Here is a 24597-nt window from a genome sequence, read left to right as displayed (position 1 = left end):
GGGTTCGGGTGGCCTGCCGCGGGTGTCAGAAGCGGCTGGTGACGCTCAGGCCCACGGTGCGCGGGTCGCCGTAGGTGATGACGTATTGCCCCAGGGTGCCGTTGGGCCGGCCATGGACCTGGTAGCGGCGGTCGGTGAGGTTGTTGACGAAGCCGGTGACGCTGAGCTTTTCATCCGGGCTGAACCAGGTCAGGCGGGTGTTGGCCAGGGTGTAGTGGGGCTGGCTCAGGGTCTTGTCGGCGCTGCTCTGGCGGTCGGCGAGGAAGTATTCCTTGTCGCGGAAACTCACGTCGCCGCCGGCCACCAGCTTGCCGCCGATCTCCAGGGGAATGGTGTAGTCGGCCCCCAGGGACACCACGTTGCGCGGCGAGCGCACGAAACTGTTGCCGCTGTAGTCGCCGGTGACCGCGCCGGTGTTGGGGTTGGTGTTCTTGAAGTCGGTGTACTCGGTATCCAGGAACGAGATCGCCGCCCGCAGGTGCAGATAGTCGGTGGGCTGGCCTTCGAGCTCCAGTTCCGCGCCCTTGACCTTGCCCTTGGCGCCATTGGTCAGGGCCGTGGTGAGCACGCCGTTGTTGACCGTCAGCAGGTTCACCTGGATGTCCGAGTAGTCGTAGTAGAAGACGTTGGCGTTGGCGGTCAGGCGATGGTTGAACCATTCCGACTTGAGGCCGATCTCGTAGGCGTCGAGTTTCTCCGGGTCCACCGTGGTCAACTGCGCCAGGCTGGTGGACAGCCCGGTATTGAAGCCCCCGGAGCGGAAACCGTGGGCGTAGCGCATGAACACCCGGACGTTGTCGTTGATCCGGTATTCCGGGGTCAGATCGTAGGTCCAGGCTTCCCAGGTCTTGCTCTCGTCGCGGCTGCCATTGCTGCCGGCGGCGCCCAGGGGGATCAGCGGGCCGTTGGCGGTGGCGCGGGTGAGCTGGGTCAGGTCCAGGTCGATGTCTTTCTTTTCCTGGGTCCAGCGCAGGCCGCCGGTCACGGTGAAGTTGTCGGTGAAGTCGTAGGTCAGGTTGCCGAACAGCGCGTAGCTGTCGGTGGTGTGCTGGTAGTTGAGGTCGCGAAAGTCGGTGGCGCCGCCGGTCTGGTTGGAGCCGGTGCCGTTGGGCGTGGGGCCCGGGGTGATGAGGCGCTTGGCCGAGCTGTTCAGGTCCTCATGGAAGTAGTGCACCCCCGCCAGCCAGCGCAGGGTTTCCTGCTGCGGCGAGGCCAGGCGCAGTTCCTGGGAGTACTGGTTGTAGCGGTTGTCGCTGATGGCCGCGCCGTTGACTTCGTAGGGGGTGTAGTCGGCATCGCTGGTGGACTGCCCGCGAATGTAGTCGTAGGCGCTGATGGAGGTCAGGGTGTAGTCCCCCAGGTGCCAGTTCAGGGTCAGGGACGTACCGTCGTGATCGAGCTTGGCATCCTCGTTGACGTTGAGGGCGATGTTGCGTCCGTCGGGCCGCTGGTAGCCGACGTTGTAGTAACGGCCCACCGGCAGCGAGCCGTTGCTGCCGTCGCCCTTGTATTCCCGGGCGTGGATCTTCAGCAGGGCGTCCAGGTCCGGGTTGAGCTTGGCCAGGAATTGCAGGCGCACGGCCTTCTTGTCGACGTCGCCGTAGGTATGGTCGTCGGTGAGGTTCTTCTGGAAGCCGTCGCGTTCTTCCGAATACAGCGACAGCCGCGCCGCCAGCCTGTCATCCACCAGGGCACCGCCGATGGCGCCATTGAGGATGCGCTCGCTCTTGCTGCCGATGCCCAGGGTGCCGTAGCCGTCGGTGTCGAAGGTCGGCTTCTTGGAAATCACATTGACCGCACCGGCAGTGGTGTTCTTGCCGTACAGGGTGCCCTGGGGCCCGCGCAGGATCTCGATGCGCTCCAGGTCGAACAGCGGCCCGCCGCCGGCGATGGGCGCGTTGAGGTAGACATCATCGGCGTAGATGCCCACCGGGAACACCGTGGCCGCCCCGGTGTCGCCCGTGCCCAGGCCGCGTATGTACCAGCGTGGGCGGCCGTCGCCGTCGGGGTTCTTGGCCGAGGCGTTGGGGATGAAGGTGGTGATGTCGCCCATGTTGCGCACCCCGTCGGTCACCAGGCTGGTGCCCTGTACGGCGGACACCGCCACCGGAACCTCTTGCAGGGTTTCCTCCCGGTGCTGGGCGGTGACGGTGACGGTCTTCAGGGCGGGTTCGCTGCTGTTCCCGGTGGTGTCGGTGTCTGTGGTTTCGGCGGCCAGCAGGCCCTGGCTGAATGTGCCCCCGGTGAGCGCCAGTGCCAGCCATAGACTCTTGGTGATCGGATTAAGCTTATGCATGTTGAACTCCCCCATTTAAAGTTTCGCTAAGAGGGCTAGAGCAGAGAACGTGCCAAGAGGCTTAGTGGGTTTTATGGGTAAGCGTTAGTTTGATCAACTCATTGAAAAACAAGGCTTAATTTAAATTCGTTTGAGTGTTTTAGAGAGGGGTTTGGCAGGCGTGAAAAGTTGCGGGCCAGAGGTTTAAAACATCCTGCGCAGGATTCAGCAGAAGTTGCTTGGCTGGTGCTGCTGGAGCAGCACCGATTGCCCGCTGGACTGTTGCTGCACCAACACCGGCTCCCCAGCCCGTAGGAGCCGGCTTGCCGGCGAAGAGGCCCGCGAGACATGCATCGCCTGGGCTGGCGCCTTCGCTGGCAAGCCAGCTCCTACGCAGGGATGCGGTGTACCTGCTTATGTAGGAGTCGGCTTGCCGGCGAAGAGGCCCGCGAGACATGCATCGCCTGGGCTGACGCCTTCGCTGGCAAGCCAGCTCCTACGGGTTCCACCGTCAGTTCGTGGGGTTATACCGCCACGCGGGAGGTGGAGCCGATGACCGTCTCCAGCACACTGAAGTCGATCCACTCGCGCACGTCGAAACGCCGTGGAATGAACTGCCAGCGATGCAAGAAATCGGTGAAGTCCTGCAAGGCCTCGATGGATCGCGCATCCAGGGTGGTGCGCAGGCGTCGGTGGGCATCCTCGCCATAGGCGGCCGCCACCCAGTACTCGCTGGTGTTCAGTTCCCGGGCCAGGAAGCGCCGGGTTTCCTCGGGGTTGGCCCAGGCCCATTGTTCGGTGCGCAATACGGTGTCGACGATCTTCACGCTGGCGTCGAAGTGCTCGCGCAGCAGGTGGGTGTCCACGGTCAGGGTACGCGGGGTGCCGTTGTTGGAGCGGATCAGCGGGTCGGGGTGGGAGCCGGTGTCCACCACCACCTGCAGGCCGAACTCGTTGGCCAGGTGCACGGCGTGGGCGCCCTTGAGGAAGATCGCATCGATGTCGCCCCGCAGCAGGCCGATCAGTTCGTTGTTGCGCCGGCTGAAGCGGGTCACCCCGAGGCTCACTTCGGAACCGTACAGGTGCTGCTTCTGCTCGTCGCTGTAGGTGCCGCCGTAGGGGTAGTCCACCAGTTCCACGTCGGCCACTTCCAGGCCTTCTAACCTGAGGGCGTTCTCCAGGCCGCGCAGGGCCTGGGCCCGGGTGAAGTCGATCTGCACGTTGGCCCACTTGGGCAGGCCGAAGCGACGGTTCTTCAGGTCGCGGATGCTCTTCACGCCGCTTTCCGCGGTGGTTAGGATCAACTGCACCTCGTCGCTCCAGGACAAGCCCAGGACCCGGGTCTGCACGCCGCTGGAGTAGGCCCAGATGGCCGGGATGTTGCCGCCGTGGCGCACCGAGTTCTGCAGGTGGTGGTCGTAGTGGGCCTCGCGCACTTCGCGTTCGCTGGATTCGCGCAGGGACTGGATATTGGTGCCGAACGGCAGGAAGGCCTCTGCCAGGCGTCCGGACTGTACCGCGATGCCGAGCCCGGTGGGCACCGGGCTGTGGGTGTACCAGAGGGTATCGAGTGATTTGCTCATAAGGGTCTTCAGTTCGAATCCATGAAACCTGGCGCGGTCAGCCGGCCAGAGCGGTAGGGGTAGCCAGCAGCGCATCCAGCGGCCGGCGGTCGATCCATTGGCGCACATCCACCTGCTGCGGGATGAAGCGCCAGCGCCGCAGGAAGGCGCTGAAATCCTGCAGCGCGTCGATGGCCTGTTCTTCCAGGCCGGTGCGCAGGCGCAGGTGGGCATCCTCGCCATAGGCAGCGCTGGTCCAGTACTCGCTACTGTTGGTTTCCCGGGCCAGGTAGCGGCGGGTGTCTTCCGGGTGGTGGCGGGCCCAGTCTTCGGCCCGCAGCACCGCGCCGAGAATCCCGGTGGCGACGTCCAAGTGCTGCTCCAGCAGATGACTGTCCACTGTCAGGGTGCGCGGTGTGCCGTTGTTGCAGCGGATCAGCGGGTCGGGGTGGGCGCCGGTGTCGATCAGGGTACGCAGGCCGAACTCGTGGGCATGGCGGGCGGCGCTGGCGCCCTTGAGGAAGATCGCGTCGACTTCGCCTCGCAGCAGGCCCTGCAGTTCCAGGTTGCGTCCGCTGCTGGGCTGGGCGCTGACCGGGGTGTCGGCCAGGGTCTGCACCTGGGGGTCGCTGAAGGTGCCGCCGTAGCGGTAGTTCACCAGTTGCAGGTCGCCCACTTGCAGGCCGTCCAGGCCCAGGGCGTTTTCCAGGCCGCGCAGGGCCTGGGCGCGGGTGAAGTCGATCTGTGCGCCGGCCCAGTCCGGCAGGCCGAAGCGTCGGCCCTTGAGCTCCTTGATGCGGTGGATGCCGCTGTCGGCACGGGTCAGGATCAGTTGCACCTCATCGGCCCAGGACAGGCCGATCAGCCGGGTTTCCCGGCCCTGGGCCCGGGCCCAGAGGGCCGGGATGCTGCCGCCGTGGCGCACCGAGTTGCGCAGGCTGTGATCGAAGTGCGACTCGCGCACGGCCTGGTCGCTGGACTCGCGCAGCGACTGCACCTGGGTGCCGAGGGCGCCGAGGCTGTCTTGCAGCCAGCCTTTCTGCACGGCAATGCCCAGGCCCGTGGGGACCGGGCAGCGGGTGTACCAGAGGGTATCCAGAGGATGGGACATGAACGGGCTCCTTATAGGCTCAGGCGCGGGCCTGTAGCGGCGTCGCCTGGGCGACGGGGCGTTGCTGCACCAGGGGCAGGACTTCCTGGCCGATGCGCAGGGCTTCTTCCAGGTGCGGGTTGCCCGCCAGGATGAAGGTGGAGAAACCGGCATCGCGGTACTCCGCCAGGCGCTCGGCAACGTTCTGGTGGCTGCCCACCAGGCCCACGGTGGGCCCCGGCTTGGCCTTGGCGAAGCCGGCCCAGAGGTTGGGGCCGAGGATCAGGTCGTCGAAGCGGTCGACGTTCTGGTGGTAGGCGGTCTGCCGCGCAGCGCCCACCGAATCCGAGCCGCTGGTGAAGTTCTTGGCGATCAGGCTGCCCTTGCCTTCGAGCTTGTCGAACTGGCGGCGCAGGTCGGCCCAGGCCTGCTCTTCGGTTTCCCGGGCGAACAGATCGACCCGCAGGCCGAAGCGCACCGTGCGCCCCTGTTTGTCCGCCAGCTCGCGAACTCGCTCGATGTGGGGCTTGAGCTGGTCGATGGGCTCGGCCCAGTTGAGGTAGACGTCGGCGTGCCGCGCCGCCACGTCCAGGGCCGCATCGGAGAAACCGGAAAAATACACCCCCGGCTTGCGCTCCTGCTGCAGGCCCTGGGGCAGGGCGCCGTTCTCCAGCTGGTAGATATCGCCGTCATAGGAGAAGCGTTCGTTCTGCCACAGGCCCTGGATGATGTCGAGGAACTCGCCGGTGCGCTGGTAGCGCCGGTCGTGGTCCAGGTAATCGCCATTGGCTCGCTGGCTGACCGGGTTGCCGCCGGTGATGATGTTCCAGTCCAGGCGGCCGTGGCTGAGGTTCTGCAGGATCGCCGCCTGTTGGGCGGCGTAGGCCGGCAGGGTCCAGGTGGCCTGGAAGGCGATCAGAAAGCGGATGCGCCGGGTTTCCCGGGCCAGGGCCGCGGCCACCACCCAGGGCTCGGGGCCGGTAGGCAGCAGGGCGCCTTCGAAGCCCGCCAGCTCGGCGGCCTTGGCCACCTGGGCGATGTAGTCGATGTAGGTGAAACCGTCGGGCTCGCCGTTGGCCAGGCGCCCGGGGGCGATATGCCCGGCGCGGGGGTGGGGGTTGCCGCGATTGTGCTTGTCGGTGCTCAACTGCGGGCCGTCGGTGCCCAGCGGCAGGCGCCAGAAAAATTCAGTGCTCATGGGTGCTCCTGATTCAGTAACGCGTTGCGCCGCGCGGGTGCGAAGACGCCTGTCAGGGGGTAATTGCAACGGCCATGCCATGGCCGTCGCAGCCCAGCATGGCGGGGGTTCGGGGGCTTCAGCCGGCCTAGCGCAGGGCCCTGGTGCTGCTGTAGCAGCACCCCGGCAGCAACCGCTGCTGAGCGCGCAACAACCCAGCGCCTCCTTGCCGGCGAAGAGGCCCTTGAGCCTTGTGCTGTCCTTGCGGACGCCTTCGCTGGCAAGCCAGCGCCTACAGCTGGCGCGATATCGGCGGTGCTTGTGTAGGAGCCGGCTTGCCGGCGAAAGGGGCCGCGGGGTTTGCGCCGCCGGGTTGGTCGGCGCTACGCAGATAGGCCTGGTACAACGCCGCATAGGCGCCGTTCTGCCGGATCAACTGCTGATGCGGTCCCTGTTCCACCAGTTGGCCGTGGCGGATCACCGCGATCCGGTCGGCGTCGCGGATGGTCGCCAGGCGGTGGGCGATGATGATCGCCGTGCGCCCCTGGCACAGCCGGCGCAGGGCGCGCTGGATGCGCCGCTCGGTGTGGATGTCCACCGCCGAGGTGGCTTCGTCCAGTACCAGCACCGCCGGGTTGGCCAGGTAGGCCCGTACCAGGCACACCAGTTGCCGCTGGCCATGGCTCAGGTGTCCACCCAGGGGGCCGACCTCGCTGTGGTACTGGTGGGGCAGGCGTTCCAGCACCTCGTCGGCCCCCAGCTCCCGGGCCGCGGCAATCAGCGTTGCATCATCGGCGCCGGGGGCTGCCAGGCGCAGGTTGTCGAGGATAGTGCCGCTGAACAGCACATTGTCCTGCAGCACCACGCCCACGGCCCGGCGCAGGTCGTGCTGGGCCAGGTGCCGGATGTCCACGCCGTCGAGCGTCACGGCGCCGCCCTGAACGTCGTAGAAACGGGTCAGCAACTGCACCAGGGTGCTTTTGCCATGGCCCGAGGGGCCGACAATCGCCAGCACTTCGCCGGCCTTGATCTGCAGGTCCAGGTTCTGGATCACCGCGTTTTTGCTCCTGGGGTCGTAGGCGAACCGCACCTGTTCGAAACCGACCTCGCCCCGGGCCCGCTGCATGCGCTGGGGCTGGGCCGGGTCGAGGACCTGGGGCCGGGTGTCCAGCAGCAGAAAGATCCGCTGCGCCGAGGCCGAGCCGGTGGCGTAGCGTTCGAACAGGTCAGAGAGTTCCTGCAACGGGCCCAGAAACAGAAACACGTAGAACAGGCTTTCCGCCATCTGGCCAACGCTGATCTGGTTATCGGCCAGCCCATAGCCGCCCACCAGCAGCAGCGCGGCCATGCCGGCGGTGCTGAGCAGCGCAGTGAATGGGGCGAACCAGCTGGAGCGCAGGCTGCCGCGGATCAGCGCCTGGTTGAAGTCATCCAGCAGGCCGCGATAGCGCTGCAGGTTGGGTTCCTGCTGCCCGCATTGCTGGAGCATGCGCGCGCCGCTGACGCTTTCCACCAGGTGCGCGGTGAAGCGGCTGCGGTTCTCCGCGACCCTGGCCCAGTTGCGCTGGGAGATGCGCTTGAAGCCCCAGGTCGCCAGCGCCAGCAGCGGCACCGTGGCCGCCAGGCTGAGGAAGAAGCGCGGGTCGATGCGCCACAGCATCAGCGCCGCCAGGCCGCAGCGCAGCAGGGCCCCCAGCAGCTCCGGCGGACCCTGGATCAGCAGCGGTTCCAGGCTGTCGACGTCGCGGTCGGCGCGGGAAATGATGCGCCCGGCGCGGGTCTGGTCGAAGTAGCTGACGCTCAGGGCCTGGATATGGGCAAAGACCTTGACCCGCAGGTCGTTGAGCACCCGGATCGCCGCGCTGCCGGCGACGAACTGCGACAGCCCGGCCAGGACGAAGCGCCCCAGCCAGCTGGCCGCCAGCCCCAGGCCCAGCCACAGCACCAGGGACTCGTCCAGCAGCCAGTGACCCTGGTCCGGGACCAGCCCGCGGTCCAGCAGTTCGCGCACGAACCAGGGCCGCAGGAACACCGTGAACACCAGCAGCAACTCGATCCCGATCACCGTCAGGATCGGGCCGCGGATCGGCCGCAGCAGGGGCAGCAGGCGCGACAGCATGCTGCGGTCCAGGGCCTGGCGGGCAAGCATTTCCTCGATTTCGATATCGCTCAGGGCCTTGCCGGCGATTGGATTAGCCATGGTCGACTCCCAGCAGGTCGCGGTAGTGGGCGTTGGTCTTGAGCAGCTCGGCGTGGCGGCCGCTGGCGCGGATTCGCCCGTCCTGCAGCAGCAACACCCGGTCCGCCAGGAGAATGGTCGAGAGCTTGCTGGAGATCACCAGCAAGGTGGTGGCCCGGCCCTGGTCTCGGCGCAACTGGCGGATGTTGTCCAGCACCTGGCGTTCGCTGATGGCGTCCAGGGCGCTGGTGGCGTCGTCGAGGCAGAGAATGTCCGGCTCCCCCAGCAGCGCCCGGGCCAGGCTCAGGCGCTGGCGCTGGCCACCGGAGAGGGTGACCCCGCGATCGCCGAGGCGGCTGTCCAGCCCTTGGGGCAAGCGTTCCAGTACGTCTTCGGCGGCTGCCAGGGCAAGGCCCTGGCGCAGTTGCCGGTGGCTGGCGTCGGGGGCCGTGAGGCGCAGGTTGGCCGCCAGGGTGTTGGAAAACAGGAAGCTTTCCTGGGGCACCACATGCACCCGGCGCCGCAGCTGTTGCAGGTCCAGGTCGCGCACGTCCTGCCAGCCGCTGAGTTCCGAGCCCAGCAGCACCCGGCCGGCACCGGCCTCGGTGAGGCGCGGCAGGAGGCTGGCCAACAGGCTCTTGCCGGTGCCGGTGGCGCCCACCAGGGCCACCACCTCGCCGGGTTCAAGGCTCAGGGTGCAGTCATCGAGAATCTTCCGGCCACCGCCGTGGGCGCTGACGCTGACCCCCTCCAGGCGCAACCCCAGGGGCGCCTGGGGCAGCCGGGCGTTGCCACTGCGGATGTGCAGCGGCTCGTCCAGCAACTGCCAGATGCGCTCGGCACTGGAGCGGGCATCGGCAAAGGTCTGCATCACCCGGCCGATGCCTTCGATGCGAAACACCAGGGTGGTGACGATCAGCAGGGCGCTGACCAGCTCGCCGATCCCCAGCTGCCCGGCCGCCACCTGATGAGCTCCGTAGACCAGGATCCACACGTGGCTGAGGGCGACCACGGCCTGGGGCAGGGGGATACGCGAACTGGAATAGGCCAGGGCCCGGCGCGCGTGCTCGGCGAACAGCCCGACCTGGGTGGCAAAACCCTGGATGCGGCTGTGCTCCAGGGCGAAGGACTTGATCACCCGCACCCCGCCGATCCCCTCGCTGAGGTCTTGGTTGACCCGGTCGTAGGCAGCGCCCACTGCGCGGTCGAGGCTCACCAGGTGCTCGGTCTGGCGCACGAAGATCCACAGTCCGCAGGCGGTGAGCAGCAGCGGCACCACCGCCAGCCAGGGGCTGTACCAGGCCAGCAGGCCGACCGTGGCCAGCACCACCAGGGGCGTTTCCACCACCTGGCGCCAGAAGCTGATCAGGGCATCGCGGACCTTGTCTGCATCGCGGGTGGTGCGGGTGATCATTTCACCCATGCCGTGCTGCCAGTGGTAGCCCAGGTGCAGGCCCTGGACCTGCTGCAGAATGCGCTCGCGCAGGCGGGTCAGCAGTTCCTGGCTGAGCACCAGGGACAACACCGTGGCGGCGTACTGCAACAGGCCGCGGCCCAGGGCCACCGCCAGCAGCAGCCACAGCCAGTACCAGCCCAGGCTGGCATCCAGGCTGCCGTCGGCCAGGTGCTTTACCGCCTGCCCGCTGCTGACATCGTTGACCGCATGGCCGATCAGCCACTGCTGCCAGACCAGCCCGAGGTTGACGGCGACATAGAGCAGCGCCACCAGGGTGAAGCGCCAGGGCACTTCCCGGTAGATCGCCAGCGCGCGCAAAAGAGGGTGTTTTTCGATCATGCAGGGCTCGTTCAAAAAATCGGCCACCCCCGTAGGAGCCGGCTTGCCGGCGAAGAGGCCCTCGAGCCTTGTGTCGGTCTTGAGGACGCCTTCGCTGGCGAGCCAGCTCCTACGGTGTGCGTGATGCCATGGTTATTGGTAGGAGCCGGCTTGCCGGCGAAGAGGCCCCCGAGCCTTGTGTCGGTCTTGAGGACGCTTTCGCTGGCAAGCCAGCTCCTACGAGGGATGGCGGTGGTTGGGGTTATGGTGCGGGGCGGGTCGCGCCCTGTTGCTCCTTGGCGTTGAGGATCGCGGTGTATTCGCCCGGGTCGACGCCGTTGAGGTAGTAGTTGCCCACGTGGTGCAGGCGCCAGCGGATCGGGTCGTGGGTGGTGTGCACCCGGGCATTGCGCCAGAAACGGTCGAGGTTCCATTTGCTCAGGGAGGAACTGGCCCCCAACAGCGAGAAGATGTCGCTGGAGATCTTCAGCGAGGCGCTGTCGGAATGGGCCCGGGCGGTGGCCACGGACAGGATCAACTGATCTTGCAGTTCCTTGTTGTCCGGGTCCTGCTCGTGTTCGTCGAACACCCGCGCGGCATCGCGCAGCAAGGATTCGGCAGCACGCAGGGCCACGGCGTATTCACCGATCTGCTTGATGATGTGCGGCTCTTCGCTGGCGTGGTCGACGCCGCTTTCCACCCAGGGCCGGGCGTGCTGCTTGAGGTAGTCCACCGCGGCCCCCAGGGCTCCGGCGGCGATCCCGGTGTCGATGGCCGCATGGAGGATCTGCGGGAAGGTCAGGCCGGTGCGTTTCATCGGGCCCTTGCGCGGCGAGACAAAGTCTTCGTCCAGTTCGATGTTGTCGAACAGCACCGTGCCGCTGACCGAATTCTGCTGGCCGAAGGCATGCCAGTCGTCCACCAGGGTCAGGCCCGGAGCGTTACGGTTGAGCAGCACCCCGGCGCCGCCTTCTTCGCTGGCGGCGGTCAGGGAAATCCATTCGGCCAGGTAGGAACCGGTGGAGTAGAACTTGCTGCCGTTAAGGATCAGCTTGCCGTCGGCGCGGCGCTCGATACGGGTCTTGAGGGCGAACTTGTTCTTGCCGCCGACCTCCGCCAGGGCATTGCCCAGGCGCTTGCCGGCCAGCACGTCGCTGACCACGCGGTCGCGCACGGCATCCGGGTAACCGTTGAAGATGCCCCACAGCATCACGTTGTGGATCTGCAGCAACTGGCCGACACCGCCATCGGCCACCGAGATCAGGCGCACCGTTTCGACGATGGTGGCCACCGAGGCCCCCAGGCCACCGAAGGCCTTGGGCACACCGATGGCGGTCAGGCCGCTGTCGGACAGCAACTGCGCCTGGCGCCGCGGCAACTGGCCGTTGGCCTGGCTGTCGGCGGCGATGGCGGCGATTTCCGTGGCGATTTCCCGGGCCACGGCGATGGCTTCGGCCTCGCTGCCCAGGACACGGACCGGAGTGACAGGAAGGGCTTGAACGCTACTCATGCTGGTACCTCTATCTGAAGAAAACTGCCCCCAGGGGCGTGTGTATCGACCTGATCCGTAGGAGCCGGCTTGCCGGCGAAGGGGCCCTTGAGCCTGGCGCCAGTCTTGGCAACGCCTTCGCTGGCAAGCCAGCTCCTACAGGGGCGTGTGTATCGACCTGATCCGTAGGAGCCGGCTTGCCGGCGAAGGGGCCCTTGAACCTTGCGCCGGTCTTGGCGACGCCTTCGCTGGCAAGCCAGCTCCTACGAAAAAGGGCTGGGTTTGAGGAGGCTTGAGCAAGTTCTGCGCCAGGGCCTTTTCAGTGTGCTGAAAATCCGTTGCAGGCCTTGTGCGACACGGCTGGCGGGCGGGTGCGCAATGGGTGCTAAAACGCCTGCTGCTGCTCCAGCAGCAATGCTCGTCGGCCCGTTGCTCCATCAGCAGCAGTCGCTGCGCAATGCTGCTGGTCGGGCAGCAGTCGGCGAGGTGCCGGTTTCGCGGGCAGCGGCCCCGGCCCCGTAATCCGGGGCCTTGCCCGGTTGGCACGGGCGCTGCAATAGCCCTGGCAACAGCCATTGCACAGGAACTCGTTCATGACGCTTGCCGCCACATTGCCCACGTCCGCTGCCCAGCCTGAACTGGAGCAGATCTGGTTCACCCGCTGCCCGGTGCCCACGGCTTCCGGGATCGCCTACAAGCTGGGCTGGCTCAGCGAGGAGTTTGCCGACGACGGCCTGCCGGTCGCGACCCTGCAGGAAGCCCGGCAACTGGGCCATCACCATTACGATCATCAGTTGCCCGGGCTGTTTCGCGAGGGCGGCAACGTGCCGGCCCTGGCTGCCCGCGCCGCCGGTTCCCCCAGCCGGCTGATCGGCCTGACCTGGATCGAGGAATGGCAAACCTTGCTGGTGCGCCCGGACTCCGGCATCAGCCGCCCCGAGCACCTCAAGGGCAAGCGCCTGGCGCTCCCGGCCTGGGGCGAAAACCGCCCGGGCAGCATCGCCCGGGCCATGAGCCTGCACGGCTACAAAGGCGCCCTGAGCCTGGCGGGCCTGGGTTTCGACGATGTCGAGCTGGTGGAAGTGGCGCTGCAGGACCAGGAGCGTGCGGCGACGCCCCAGGAAGGTTTGCAGCGCCTGTGGTCCGGCCTGGACTACCTGGTGCGCGGCGAGGTGGACGCGGTCTACGTCAAGGGGGCTGCCGCCGCCGATGCCGCGCGGCGCCTGGGGCTGGTGGTGGGCATCGACCTGGACCTGATCGCCGAGCCGCGCTACCGCATCAACAACGGCACGCCACGGCCGATCACCGTGCACCAGAGCCTCTTGGACAATCACTTCGACCTGGTGGTGCGCTTTCTCGCCCAGACCCTGCGCGCCGCCGACTGGGCGGCCCACAACCGGCCGGCCCTGAACGCCATCCTGGAAGAGGAAACCCGGGCCGGCAGTGCCGGAGTGAATGAGGCCTACCGCGGCGACTTCCACACCACCCTGGCGCCGGACCTGTCGCCCCAGCGCCTGGAGTTCCTCGATATCCAGAAAAACTTCCTCTATCGCCATGGCTTCCTGGAACGGGATTTCGCCATTGCCGACTGGGTCGACCCACGTCCCTTGCACGCCGCCCATGAACTGCTGGCCCAGCGCCGCGCCTGAACCCGGAGAATTGCCATGACTGTATTGATCAACGAAACCCCGATTACCCAGGAACTGCAGGCCTTCATCAATCAGGTGCTGCTGGAGGCCGAACAGGCGTTCACCGTGTTCCGCGAAACCCAGACCATCACCGCCAACGGCACCGTGGGCTTCATCGAGCGGGTACCGGGCCAGGAACTGCTGGTCTCGGTGAACTACGGCGGCCCGTGGAACTACCGCAAACCGTTGCAGGCCACGGTCACCGACTTTGCCGGCAAGGTGATCCTGGGCCAGGGCAAGGGCGGCCTCGGTCGCTATACCAAGCTGTTCCAGCAGCATGCCGACATCACCACCGTGTCCCATGTGCACTCGCCGTACCTGGGCGCCTGGGCCCAGACCCACCGCACGCTGCCGTTCCACTATGTGCCGGTGCAGCGCTACCAGCTGGCCCGGGAGCTGCCGGTGTACATCGACCGGCGCCAGCCCGAGGTGGACTTCATCCTCGACAGCATTGCCCAGAACCCCTTCAACCTGGCGATTCTCGAAGCCAACGGCGGCTCCACGGTATGGGGCAAGCAGGGCCTGCGGGCCACGGCGGAATTCATCCTGTTGCTGGAAGAGGGCGCGCAACTGCAACTGCTGGCCGACGCCCTGGGTGGCTCCCGCCCTTATGGCCCAGGCGTACTGACCCAGCAATGGAAGATGAGCGGCCTGTACGAGCGCGCCACGGAGCTCGGCCTGGTGCCCGCCATCGACCGTCGCAGCTGACCTGCCGCCCCCTGGCTGCGGCTATCGGAGCTGTTGTAGGAGCTGGCTTGCCAGCGAAAGCGCCCGCAAGGGCGATACAAGGCTTGAGGGCCTCTTCGCCAGCAAGCCGGCTCCTACGCGGTGGGGGTGGGCGGGGCAGCGATGGCTGCACAGGCTTCAATCATTCAAGGAACAGCTACATGGCAGTTAAGATTCTCTGGTACCTCACCACCCCCGACGGCCCCTATCCCTGGGAGCCGGAAGGGCGCTGGAACACCGATTTCCAGCACCTCAAGCAACTGGCGGTGGCCAGCGATCGCCTGGGCTACTACGGTTCGCTGCTGGGTTCTAGCCCCAATGAAAGCCTGGCAGTCTCGGCGGCGCTGATCGATGCCACCCAGCGCTTGCGCTTTTTGGTGGCACAGCACCCGGGGGAGTTGTCGCCGGCGGTGCTGGCCAAATGGGCGCTGACCTTCGATCAGTTCTCCAACGGCCGCCTGCTGTTCAACGTGGTCAACGGCAGTGACGCCGGGCTGGCCACCCTGGGGGTGCACTATCCCCACGATGAGCGCTATGACTTCAGCCTGGAGTACTGGCGGGCGTTCCAGGGCTTCTATGCCGGGGACACCGACGGCTACGACGGCCGCTACGTCAAGCTGGCGCCGCGCTCGCCGGCCGCGGCCGGCCATCCCCTAGGCGGCTGGCACGCGCCGAGGCAACGCCCCGGCATCCCGCTGTGGGGCGCCGGCACCTCCGGCCCGGGAGTGGCCCATTCGGTGCAGTTGCTGGATGTGTACCTGAGCTTTGCCGACACGCCGCCGAAACTCGGCGAGAAATTCCGCAAGGTGGCCGCCGAGGCGGCGAAGATCGGCCGTGAGCTGAGCTTCGGTACGCGCCTGCAGATCATCGTCCGGGAAACCGAGGAGGAGGCCTGGGCCCACGCCGAGAAACTGCTGCAGCGCACCTCGCTGCAGACCGCCCGGGCTTCCATCGAACGCCAGTTGCCGCCGGGAGAAACCCTGGACAGCTTCCACAGCGACGACCCGCAGATCCAGCGCAATGTCGAGGCGATCCGCGCCGGCCGCCTGCCCAAGGCCCGGGACCTGGAGATCTACCCCAATGTCTGGCTCGGCCCGAGCCTGTTCGGTTTCAACATTCTCGGGCCCGCCGCCGGCACCTACCTGGTGGGCAGCGCGCGGCAAGTGGCCGAGCGTATTCGCGAATACGAAGAGCAGGGCACCTCGGCCTTCATTCTTTCGGGCTTTCCGCTGATCGACGAGGCCCACCGGGTGGCGGACCTGCTGTTCCCGCTGCTGGAGCTGGATCACGGTTTCGAGGTGCCGCGCCTGGGCGCCACGCTGGCGGCCCGGCAACCGGCCAAGGCCACCGAGCAGGCCTGAGGAGCGAGCGATGAGCGAGGCATTTTCCCGCCGGGTATTCCTCGGCCATTCCCTGGCCGCCGGTGGCGGCCTGTTGCTGGGCAGCAGCCTGCTCAGCGGCTGTGACAACGGTGCGGCGCCCGGTGCCGCGCCGTTGCTGCCCGGCACCCCGGTGCGCGGCGGGCGCCTGCGGGTGGGGATCATCGATGGCGACCAGTCCGGCAATCTCGACGCCCACAAACCGGTGGGCGGCGGGATCATTCGCGGCTGGGCGCTGTACAGCAAGTTCTGGGAATGGAACCCGGACGTCAGCACCCGGCTGGCCCTGGCGGAGTTCGCCGAGCCCAATGCCGACGCCAGCGTCTGGACCATCCGCATCAAGCCGGGGCTGGAGTTCCACCACGGCAAGAGCATCGGCGCCGACGACATGCTGTTTTCCATCCTGCGCCTGACCGACCCGCAACTGGCTTCGCCCTTTGCCGGGCTGGTGGGGGCCATCGATCGCCAGGCCCTGCGCAAGCTCGATCAGCGCACCATCGAAATCCGCTTCAAACAGGGCCAGAGCTTCTTTCCCCTGGACGAAACCCTGATCAGCTTCGGTGCCATAGTGCCCACCGACTACCACCCGCAGACCAACCCGGTGGGCGCCGGCCCCTACCGGCTCAAGCGCTTCATTCCCGGCCAGCGCTCGCTGTACAGCCGTTTCGAGAACTACTACAAGCCCGGCCAGCCCTACGCCGACGAACTGGAGATCATCGAGTTCAAGGACCAGGTGTCGCGGGCGGCGGCGCTGCGGGCCGGGCAGATCGACGTGGCCAGCGGCGTACAGGCCGAGCACAGCGCGCTGCTCAAGGCCGATCCGCGGCTGCGCTTCTACGCCTCGCCGAGTACTTCTTTCACCGGCTTCAACCTCAATCTGGCCAAGGCGCCGTTCCAGGATGTGCGGGTGCGCCAGGCGTTCCGCCTGCTGGCCGACCGCCAGGAGCTGGTGGACCGTGGGCTCAATGGTTTCGGCCGAGTCGCCAATGACCTGTATTCGCCCCACGACCCCACCTACAACCGCGGCATTGCCCAGCGGCCCCATGACCTGGAACAGGCCCGTTCGCTGTTGCGTCAGGCCGGGCAGAGCGACCTGCGGGTGGAGCTGACCACCACCCCAGGCCCGGGGGTGAACGCGGCGCTGGTGTTCGCCCAGCAGGCGAAGAGGGCCGGGGTCGAGGTCAAGGTGACCCAGGTTGACGCTTCGGTGTTCAACGGCCCCCAGCGCGAACAGTGGCTGCTGTCGCCCGGGGCCACGCCGGCCCGGGGCTTTCTTGCCTCGGCGCTGCACAACGACGCCCCCCAGGCCATCTACAACCGCAGCAACTTTCACGACCCGCGATTCACCCAGCTGTACCAGCAGGCCCTGGCCCAGCCCGATCTGCAACTGCGCCGGCAATGGGTGCACGAAGCCCAGGCCATCCAGCACCAGCGCGGCGGGCTGCTGATCTGGGGCTTCAACGATGTGCTGGACGCGGCCTCGGTGCGGGTTGGCGGGCTGGTGCCGGAACAGACGACCTTCGCCTCCTGGCGCTTTGACGAAATGTGGTTGAACCATGCCTGACACCTGCCGCAACACGCCCCGTACCCCGGCCTGGCTGTCCTGGTTCGTCGGCCGCCTGGGCTACGGCCTGCTCACGGCCTGGGTCATCAGCCTGGTGGTGTTCATCGCCACCCAGGCGCTGCCCTCGGACCCGGCGCGGGTGATCCTTGGCCCCGACGCGCCCCTGGAAAGCATCCTCACCCTGCAACGGCAACTGGGGCTGGACCGGCCACTGCTGGAGCAGTACCTGCACTGGCTGGGCCAGACCCTGGAAGGCGATCTGGGGCAGTCCCTGGATTCCAGCGCGCCTGTGGCCGACGTCCTCTTCGCGCGCCTGGGCTACACCCTGGCGTTGCTGGCCGGGGTCATCGCGCTGGTGGTGCCCGCGGCGCTGCTGCTGGGGGTGACCCTGGCCCTGCGTCGTGACAGCCGCCTGGACCGCTGGAGCCTGTCGTTGCTGATCTTCCTCAAGGCTACCCCGGGCTTTCTCCTGGCCATTGGCCTGGTGCTGCTGTTTTCCATGCCCCACATGGACCTGCTGCCGGCGGTGTCGATCCTCGACCCCCAGCTGGCACTGTGGCGCCAGCTGCAATTCCTGGTACTGCCGGTGCTGGCCTTGAGCCTGTCGGCCTTGCCCTACCTGACGCGCATGGTGCGCGCGGCAATGATCGAGGCCCTGGAATCGGACTATGTGATCGCCGCGAGGCTGCGGGGCATCCCTGAGTGGCGCATCGTCTGGCGCCACACCCTGGCCAATGCCCTGGTGCCGGCGGTGCAGGGGCTGGCCCTGACCCTGCGCACCCTGATCGGCGGGGCCCTGCTGGCGGAAGTGGTGTTCAGCTATCCGGGGATCGGCACCGCCCTCAACTCGGCGATCCAGATGCGCGATCTGCCGATGATCCAGGCCATCGTGCTGGTGATCACCCTGGGGGTGGTGCTGATCAACCTGTTGGCAGACCTGGCCACGGTGCTGCTGACCCCCAAGTTGCGTACGGCGCGGCGGGCCGGCCTGATCCGCCGCAACCGACGAGGCCTCCAGCCCTGGTGGCGCCGCTCGGCGCCCAAGGCTCCCTGAACCTGCGGCATGAGAACCTATCCATGAACGACTTACGCATTTCCCGCTGGCGCCTGTGGCTGGGCGAACCGCAAACCCGCAAGGGCGCATTCATCACCTTGCTGGTGGTCCTGCTGGCGCTGTTCGGGCCCTGGCTGGCGCCCCATGGCAGCACCGACATGCTGGGCCCGGTGTACGGCGCGCCCGCTGCCGGCGCCTGGCTCGGCCATGACTTTCTTGGCCACGACGTGCTTTCGCGGTTGCTCAGCGGGGGCCTGTCGGTGTTGTGGATGTCCCTGGCGGCGGCCTCCATCGCCCTGCTGGTGGGCAGCGCCCTGGGGTTGCTGGCCGGCCTTTCGCGGCGCCGGCTGGACACGTTGATCAGTTGGCTGGCGGATGTGTCCCTGGCCTTTCCCGACCTGATCCTGGTGCTGCTGATCGTTTCGATGCTGGGGCGCGCGCCCTGGTTGATCGTGCTCACCGTGGCCATCGCCTTCACCCCCGGGGTGGTGCGCCTGGCCCGGGGCAGCGCGGTGGCGGTGGCGGGGCAGGAGTTCGTCGAGGCGGCGCAGATGATGGGCTATTCGCGCTGGCGGATCCTCTCTGGGGAAATCCTGCCGAACATCCTCACGCCGCTGCTGGTGCACTTCGGCAACATGCTGACCTGGGGCGTGGGCATGCTGTCGGGGCTGAGCTTCCTCGGCTATGGGGTGGCGCCGCCGGCCGCCGACTGGGGGCTGATGATCAACGAGAACCAGGCCGGGCTGCTGGTCCAGCCCTGGGCGGTGCTGGCCCCGGCGCTGCTGATCGGGGTGTTCGCCTACGGCACCAACATCCTCGCCGAGGGCATCGGGCGCAGTCAGGCGCGGATCGGGGAGAAAGGCCCATGAACGCCGTGGTGGAAGTGACCCGAGAGGCCCGGGTGCTGCAGGTTGAGGGATTGCGGGTGGAGCTGGCGGGTGGCGTGGAGGTGTTGTCCGGAGTCGGCTTCAGCCTGGCCGCGGGGGAAATTCTTGGCCTGGTGGGGGAGTCGGGCTCGGGCAAGACCACCCTGGCCACGGCCCTGCTGGCCCATGCCCGGCGGGGCGCGCGGATTGTCGAAGGGCGGGTCGAGGTGGCCGGGCAGTCGTTGCTGGACCTCTCGGCGCAGGACCTGCGCCGGGCCCGGGGCGGCCTGATCGGCTATGTGGCCCAGGACCCGGCCACCGCCCTGAACCCGGCGCTGCGCATTGCCGACCTGCTGGAGGAAACCCTGGCGGTGCATCCATCGCACCTGGACCGCCACGGGCGGCAGCAGCGGATCCGCGACACCCTCAAGGATGTGGGCTTGCCGGCGGATCGCGAGTTCCTGCGGCGCTTTCCCCATCAGCTGTCCGGCGGCCAGCAGCAGCGGGTGATGCTGGCCCTGGCCTTTGTCCTGCGGCCCCGGCTGATCGTGCTCGATGAGCCCACCACGGCCCTGGATGTGACCACCCAGGCGCACATCCTCGGCACCTTGCGCCACCTGTGCAAAAGCCTGGGTGTGGCGGCGATCTATGTGTCCCACGACCTGGCCGTGATCAAGGACCTGGTGGACCGGGTGCTGGTGATGTACGCCGGGCGGATCGTCGAAAGCGCCTCCCGCGAGGCGCTGTTTCGCCAGCCGGCCCACCCCTATACCCGGGGCCTGCTGGCGGCGATTCCCGATGTCGGCCAGCGCCGGCCCCTGCTGGCGATACCTGGGCAGGCCCCGGCGCCGGGGCAGCGGCCGGCGGGGTGTGCCTTCGCGCCCCGGTGCCCGCGCCAGCGTGCCCAATGCACAGCGGGCGAGCCGTTGCTGCAAGGGCTTGCAGCTGATGTCCAGGTGGCCTGTATCGACCCTTATCGGCAGGCGTTGCCCATGCCGGCGCCCGTGGTGGCGGTGCAAGCGGCTGTGTCCGGCAGCGAACGACGGCCGCTGCTGGAGGTCCTGGGCCTGAACCTGGCCTATGACCGCCAGGTGCTGTTCGACGTCAGTCTGCAAGTGGTGGCGGGGGAGTGCCTGGCGCTGGTGGGCGAGTCCGGCTCCGGCAAGACCAGCCTGGCCCGGGCCCTGGCCGGGCTTGGCGAGCACGCCGAAGGCCGGGTGCGGTATGCCGGCCAGCCTCTGAGCCTGTCGGCCCGGCAGCGGAGCAAAGGGCTGCGGCACCAGATCCAGTACATTTTCCAGAACCCCTACCGGGCGCTGAACCCGCGGCACACCCTGTACCAGACCCTGAGCGCACCCCTGGAGCACTTTTTCGGCATCCGGGGGGCCGAGGCCAGGGCGCGGGTCCATGCGGTGCTGCAACGGGTGTCGCTGTCGCCGGCCCTGGCGGACCACTATCCCCACAGCCTGTCTGGGGGCGAACGACAGCGGGTGGCGATTGCCCGGGCCCTGGTGTGCGAACCCAAGCTGCTGATCTGCGATGAAGTCACCTCGGCCCTGGACGTCTCGGTACAGGCCTCGATCCTCGCGCTCCTGCGCCAGTTGCAAGACGAAGGCATGACCCTGCTGTTCGTCACCCATGACCTGGGCGTGGTACGGACCATTGCCGACCGGGTGCTGGTGCTCAAGCAGGGACGGGTGGTGGAGCAGGGCGCAGTGGACGCCGTGCTGGACCGGCCCGAGCACATCTACACCCGGACCCTGCTGGAGAATTCGCCACGGCTTGGGTGACATCTTCAGAAACCCTTGCACCGCCTTCGCTGGCAAGCCAGCTCCTACAAGGCCAGAGCTCACCCGTAGGAGCCGGCTTGCCGGCGAAGAGTCCCTCCCAGAAATACCCGGATCCACAATGCCTCGGCGCACCCGTACCCCCGGGTTAGCCTTGACTTGTGTATCCGTCACACGGAGGGCATCGCAATGCCCCAGCGCTTTCACGGCAACCGGCTGCGTACCGGGCGCTACTCTCAAACCGGCCAGGTCTACCTGCTCACTGCTGTGACCCACCACCGCGAACCATTCTTTGGTGATTGGCGTATCGGCCGCCTGTTGGTGCGACAACTGCACCAGGCCCAGCTTGAAGGTCGTGCCAGTTCCCTGGCCTGGGTGGTGATGCCTGATCATTTCCACTGGCTGCTGGCGCTGGGGACGGGCTCGCTATCGGCCCTGATGCGCGGCATCAAATCCCGCAGCGCACGGGACATCAATGCTTGCCTGCAGCGAACCGGTCGCGTCTGGCAAAAGGGTTACCACGACCGCGCACTGCGCCGGGAAGAGAACCTGCTGGGGGTCTCCCGTTACATAGTCGCCAACCCGATTCGCGCCGGCCTGGTCACCCGCGTGCACGATTACCCCCTCTGGGACGCCATCTGGCTGTAGGAGCCGGCTTGCCGGCGAAAGGGCTCGCAAGGCATGTGGCGAATCTGCCGACGCCTTCGCTGGCAAGCCAGCTCCTACAAGGCCAGCTCTCAACCGTAGGAGCCGGCTTGCCGGCGAAGGGGCCCGAAAGGCATGTGGCGAATCTGCCGACGCCTTCGCTGGCAAGCCAGCTCCTATAAGGCCAGCGCTCAACCGTAGGAGCCGGCTTGCCGGCGAAGGGGCCCGAAAGGCATGTGGCGAATCTGCTGACGCCTTCGCTGGCAAGCCAGCTCCTGCAGGGGCTGGGGTGGTGGGGCATTTGCCGGTGGACTGTGCTGCGCCGGCCCTGGCGTGCGTCTAGCTGCCATAGCCCCGCAGTCGTATCGATAATGAGCCAGAACATGCAAGACCTGTTGAACCAGATTCTCGATGAAGTCCGCCCCCTGATCGGCCAAGGCCAGGTGGCCAATTACATTCCGGCCCTGGCGGATGTGCCGGCCAATCAGTTGGGCATTGCCGTGTATGGCAACGACGGCCAGGTGTTCAGCGCCGGTGACGCCGATACGCCGTTCTCGGTGCAGAGCATTTCCAAGGTCTTCAGCCTGGTGCAGGCCATCGGTCATTCCGGCGAGGCGATCTGGGAGCGCCTGGGCCACGAGCCCTCGGGGCAGCCGTTCAATTCCCTGGTGCAACTGGAATTCGAGCGTGGCCGGCCGCGCAACCCCTTCATCAATGCCGGGGCCCTGGTGATCTGCGACATCAACCAGTCGCGCTTTGCCGCGCCGGCCTTGTCCATGCGCGACTTTGTCCGGCGCCTGTCGGGCAACCTGCAGGTGATGGTGGACGGTCGGGTGGCCGAGTCGGAGTACCAGCACCGTGCCCGCAACGCGGCCATGGCCTACCTGATGCAGTCCTTCGGCAACTTTCACAATGATGTGGAGGCGGTGCTGCGCAGTTACTTCAGCCACTGCGCCTTGCGCATGAGCTGCGTGGATCTGGCCCGGGCCTTCTGCTTCCTGGCCAACGACGGCTTCTGCAAGCACAGCGGGGAGCAGATTCTCACCCGGCGCCAGACCCAGCAGGTCAACTCGATCATGGCCACCAGCGGCCTGTACGACGAGGCCGGCAACTTCGCCTATCGGGTCGGCCTGCCGGTGGTGCCGGGGCAGTTCACGGTCTGCGTCTGGTCGCCGGAGCTCAACAGCGCCGGCAACTCGCTGGTGGGCATGGCGGCCCTGGAACTGCTCAGCCAGCGTATCGGCTGGTCGGTGTTCTAGTTACCAGGCGCCGGGGTTGCTCAGGCTGAGCTGCCCGCGATCGATGAAGCGCTGGGTGCCGAACAGCCCGCCGGCAAGCTTGCCGCGCAGCACGTAGGGCAGGTTGTCCAGGCTCTGGGTCTGGCTCAGGCCCAGGGTCTGGCGCAGCACCGAGAAGGCCGAGACGCTGACCGGGATCACCAGGATGTCTTCCGAGTAGCGGCCGATATGCCCCTGCTGGTCGCTGACCCCGGAGGCCAGGGGGCGGCCGTTGACTTCCAGGTCCAGGGCCACGCCGTTGTAGTCGATGGGGCTTTCGTTGGGGTTCTGCAGACGCAGTTTCACCGCGAAACGCATTTCCAGATCCTGGCTCGGCAGTGGCTCGATGCCCACCACATTGATCGCCAGTGGATCGCGATTGGGCAACAGCGCACAAGCGCTCAGGCTGAGCAGTACCAGGGTCAAGGCGATCAATCTACGCATGGAATACCTGTCGGCAATGGAAATGAATGGCTGGCCGGCACCTTGTAGCCGCTGCCGAGCCTGCGAGGCTGCGACAAGGCCCGCAGGGCCTTGCCTGGCAAACCCCCGGCCAGCCTTCCACGGCCGAGGGCCCATCACCAGCGCTCGCAGCATAGACGCCTGCGAGCCTCAGGAGTTCGCTTTGCCGCTCATGTCCGGGTCTTGCATGACCTTGAGGGTCGCCGCTTCCGGATCGAACTCGTCTTCTTCCAGCTCAAGGAATTCCTCCGGCAGGAAGATGTTCAGGAAGATCGCGCAGAAGGCGCCCACGGTGATCGGCGACTCGAAGATGTTGTGCAGCGCCTTGGGCAGCTCGCGCAGCACTTCCGGCACCGCCGCCACGCCCAGGCCCATGCCCAGGGAGATGGCCACGATCAGCACGTTGCGCCGGTGCAGCCCGGCCTCGGCGAGGATCTTGATCCCGGCCACGGCCACGGTACCGAACATGATCAGGGTGGCGCCGCCCAGCACCGGCTTGGGCATCAGTTGCAGCACCGCGCCGATCACCGGGAACAGGCCCAGCAGCACCAGCAGCCCGGCAATGAAGTAGGCCACGTAGCGGCTGGCCACGCCGGTCAGTTGGATGACCCCGTTGTTCTGGGCAAAGGTGACCATCGGCAGGCTGTTGAACACCGCAGCCACCGCCGAGTTGAAACCGTCCGCCAGCAGCCCGGACTTGATGCGCTTGATGTACAGCGGGCCCTTGACCGGCTGCTGGGAAATCATCGAGTTGGCCGTCAGGTCGCCGGCTGCTTCCAGGGGGGAAATCAGGAAGATCACCGCCAGGGGGATGAAGGCGATCAGGTCGAAGGAGAAGCCGTACTTGAACGGCACCGGCACGCTCACCAGGGGCACCTCGGGCATGGCCGCCATGTCCACCCGGCCGAGCATCCAGGCCACCACGAAGCCCAGGGTCAGGCCGATGACGATGGAGCCCAGGCGCAGCATCGGGTGGTTGAAGCGGTTGAGCACCACGATGGTCAGCAGCACCAGCGCCGCCAGCCCCAGGTTGCTCGCCGCGCCCAGGTCGCTGGCACCGTAGCCGCCGGCCATGTCGGTGACCGCCACCTTGATCAGCGACAGGCCCATCAGGGTGATGATGGTGCCGGTCACCACCGGGGTGATCAGCTTGCGCAACTTGCCGATGAACTGGCTGAGGAACATCTCGATAAAGGCTGCGACAAAGCAGATGCCGAAGATGGTGGAGAGGATTTCGTTGGTGTCGCCGCCCCGGCCCTTGACCATGAAGCCGGCACTGAGCAGCACGCTGATAAAGGAAAAGCTGGTGCCTTGCACGCACAGCAGGCCGGAACCGATGGGCCCCAGGCGCCGGGCCTGGACGAAGGTGCCCAGGCCGGAGACGAACAGCGCCATGCTGATCAGGTACGGCAGCTCGCTTTCCAGCCCCAGGACCCCGCCGAAGATCAGGGTCGGGCTGATGATGCCGACGAAACTGGCCAGCACATGCTGCAGGGCGGCGAAGATCGCCGCGCTGAAATGCGGACGGTCGTTGAGGCCGTAGATCAGGTCTGACTTGTAGCGGGGAGGGGAGCGGTCGGGTGCGGTCATGGGAAAAGGCCTG

At 67.0% G+C, this 24597-nt stretch carries 18 protein-coding genes; 9 read left to right on the top strand and 9 right to left on the bottom strand.

Translation table 11 applies throughout. From position 1 onward, the window contains the following. Positions 1-25 precede the first annotated feature (25 nt). From A9971_RS27890 to A9971_RS27860, 7 genes are all read right to left on the bottom strand, one after another. Complete coding sequence (locus tag A9971_RS27890) at positions 26-2296, bottom strand: TonB-dependent receptor (RefSeq protein WP_183000245.1); 2271 nt, start codon at positions 2294-2296, stop codon at positions 26-28. A gap of 503 nt (positions 2297-2799) precedes the next feature. Continuing rightward, positions 2800-3858 (bottom strand): ABC transporter substrate-binding protein, encoded by a 1059-nt coding sequence (locus A9971_RS27885; RefSeq protein WP_011061460.1) that lies wholly within the window; start codon positions 3856-3858, stop codon positions 2800-2802. Between the two features lie 37 nt (positions 3859-3895). Further along, positions 3896-4948, bottom strand: a complete 1053-nt coding sequence (locus tag A9971_RS27880) for an ABC transporter substrate-binding protein (protein ID WP_011061459.1) — start codon at positions 4946-4948, stop codon at positions 3896-3898. 19 nt (positions 4949-4967) lie between these two features. Further along, positions 4968-6125: an LLM class flavin-dependent oxidoreductase gene (locus A9971_RS27875; RefSeq protein WP_183000244.1), complete on the bottom strand. Its 1158-nt coding sequence runs from the start codon at positions 6123-6125 to the stop codon at positions 4968-4970. A gap of 271 nt (positions 6126-6396) precedes the next feature. Then, positions 6397-8304 (bottom strand): ABC transporter ATP-binding protein, encoded by a 1908-nt coding sequence (locus A9971_RS27870; protein ID WP_183000243.1) that lies wholly within the window; start codon positions 8302-8304, stop codon positions 6397-6399. Then, entirely contained in the window at positions 8297-10078 is a 1782-nt protein-coding gene (locus A9971_RS27865) for an ABC transporter ATP-binding protein (RefSeq protein WP_183000242.1), read from the bottom strand. The genes A9971_RS27870 and A9971_RS27865 overlap by 8 nt, the downstream gene beginning before the upstream one ends. 241 nt (positions 10079-10319) lie before the next feature. Continuing rightward, entirely contained in the window at positions 10320-11567 is a 1248-nt protein-coding gene (locus A9971_RS27860; RefSeq protein ID WP_183000241.1) for an acyl-CoA dehydrogenase family protein, read from the bottom strand. A 572-nt stretch (positions 11568-12139) separates the two neighbouring features. On the opposite strand from A9971_RS27860, the gene A9971_RS27855 reads away from it, so the two are divergent. The 9 genes from A9971_RS27855 to glsB all read left to right on the top strand — a co-directional run bounded on the left by A9971_RS27855 (position 12140) and on the right by glsB (position 22514). Then, positions 12140-13195: an ABC transporter substrate-binding protein gene (locus A9971_RS27855; RefSeq protein WP_123430717.1), complete on the top strand. Its 1056-nt coding sequence runs from the start codon at positions 12140-12142 to the stop codon at positions 13193-13195. A 15-nt stretch (positions 13196-13210) separates the two neighbouring features. Continuing rightward, positions 13211-13942, top strand: a complete 732-nt coding sequence (locus tag A9971_RS27850) for a class II aldolase/adducin family protein (protein WP_123430718.1) — start codon at positions 13211-13213, stop codon at positions 13940-13942. Between the two features lie 179 nt (positions 13943-14121). Further along, positions 14122-15321, top strand: coding sequence for an LLM class flavin-dependent oxidoreductase (locus A9971_RS27845; protein ID WP_011061451.1), 1200 nt, complete (start codon positions 14122-14124; stop codon positions 15319-15321). Positions 15322-15331: 10 nt separating this feature from the next. Next, entirely contained in the window at positions 15332-16903 is a 1572-nt protein-coding gene (locus tag A9971_RS27840) for an ABC transporter substrate-binding protein (RefSeq protein WP_183000240.1), read from the top strand. Continuing rightward, positions 16896-17957 (top strand): ABC transporter permease, encoded by a 1062-nt coding sequence (locus tag A9971_RS27835; RefSeq protein WP_015635723.1) that lies wholly within the window; start codon positions 16896-16898, stop codon positions 17955-17957. Before A9971_RS27840 ends, A9971_RS27835 begins: the two co-directional genes overlap by 8 nt. A gap of 23 nt (positions 17958-17980) precedes the next feature. Further along, positions 17981-18826 carry an ABC transporter permease gene (locus A9971_RS27830; RefSeq protein ID WP_052470412.1) on the top strand — a complete coding sequence of 282 codons (846 nt, stop codon included), beginning with the start codon at positions 17981-17983 and terminating at the stop codon, positions 18824-18826. Continuing rightward, entirely contained in the window at positions 18823-20613 is a 1791-nt protein-coding gene (locus A9971_RS27825) for an ABC transporter ATP-binding protein (RefSeq protein ID WP_183000239.1), read from the top strand. Before A9971_RS27830 ends, A9971_RS27825 begins: the two co-directional genes overlap by 4 nt. Before the next feature lie 186 nt (positions 20614-20799). Next, positions 20800-21258 (top strand): REP-associated tyrosine transposase, encoded by a 459-nt coding sequence (locus A9971_RS27820; protein ID WP_183000238.1) that lies wholly within the window; start codon positions 20800-20802, stop codon positions 21256-21258. A gap of 380 nt (positions 21259-21638) precedes the next feature. Further along, on the top strand, positions 21639-22514 hold the full coding sequence (glsB, locus tag A9971_RS27815) for a glutaminase B (RefSeq protein WP_183001985.1): 876 nt from the start codon (positions 21639-21641) through the stop codon (positions 22512-22514). On the opposite strand, the gene A9971_RS27810 is transcribed toward glsB, so the two are convergent. Both A9971_RS27810 and A9971_RS27805 read right to left on the bottom strand, forming a co-directional pair. Continuing rightward, positions 22515-22976: an LEA type 2 family protein gene (locus A9971_RS27810; protein WP_011061445.1), complete on the bottom strand. Its 462-nt coding sequence runs from the start codon at positions 22974-22976 to the stop codon at positions 22515-22517. It lies immediately after the preceding gene. A gap of 168 nt (positions 22977-23144) precedes the next feature. Continuing rightward, positions 23145-24584 carry a nucleobase:cation symporter-2 family protein gene (locus tag A9971_RS27805; RefSeq protein ID WP_011061444.1) on the bottom strand — a complete coding sequence of 480 codons (1440 nt, stop codon included), beginning with the start codon at positions 24582-24584 and terminating at the stop codon, positions 23145-23147. Positions 24585-24597: the final 13 nt, after the last annotated feature.

The organism is Pseudomonas sp. UME65 (assembly GCF_014170225.1).
Taxonomy (GTDB): Bacteria; Pseudomonadota; Gammaproteobacteria; order Pseudomonadales; family Pseudomonadaceae; genus Aquipseudomonas; species Aquipseudomonas protegens.
This window is presented reverse-complemented; position numbering and strand designations above follow the sequence as displayed.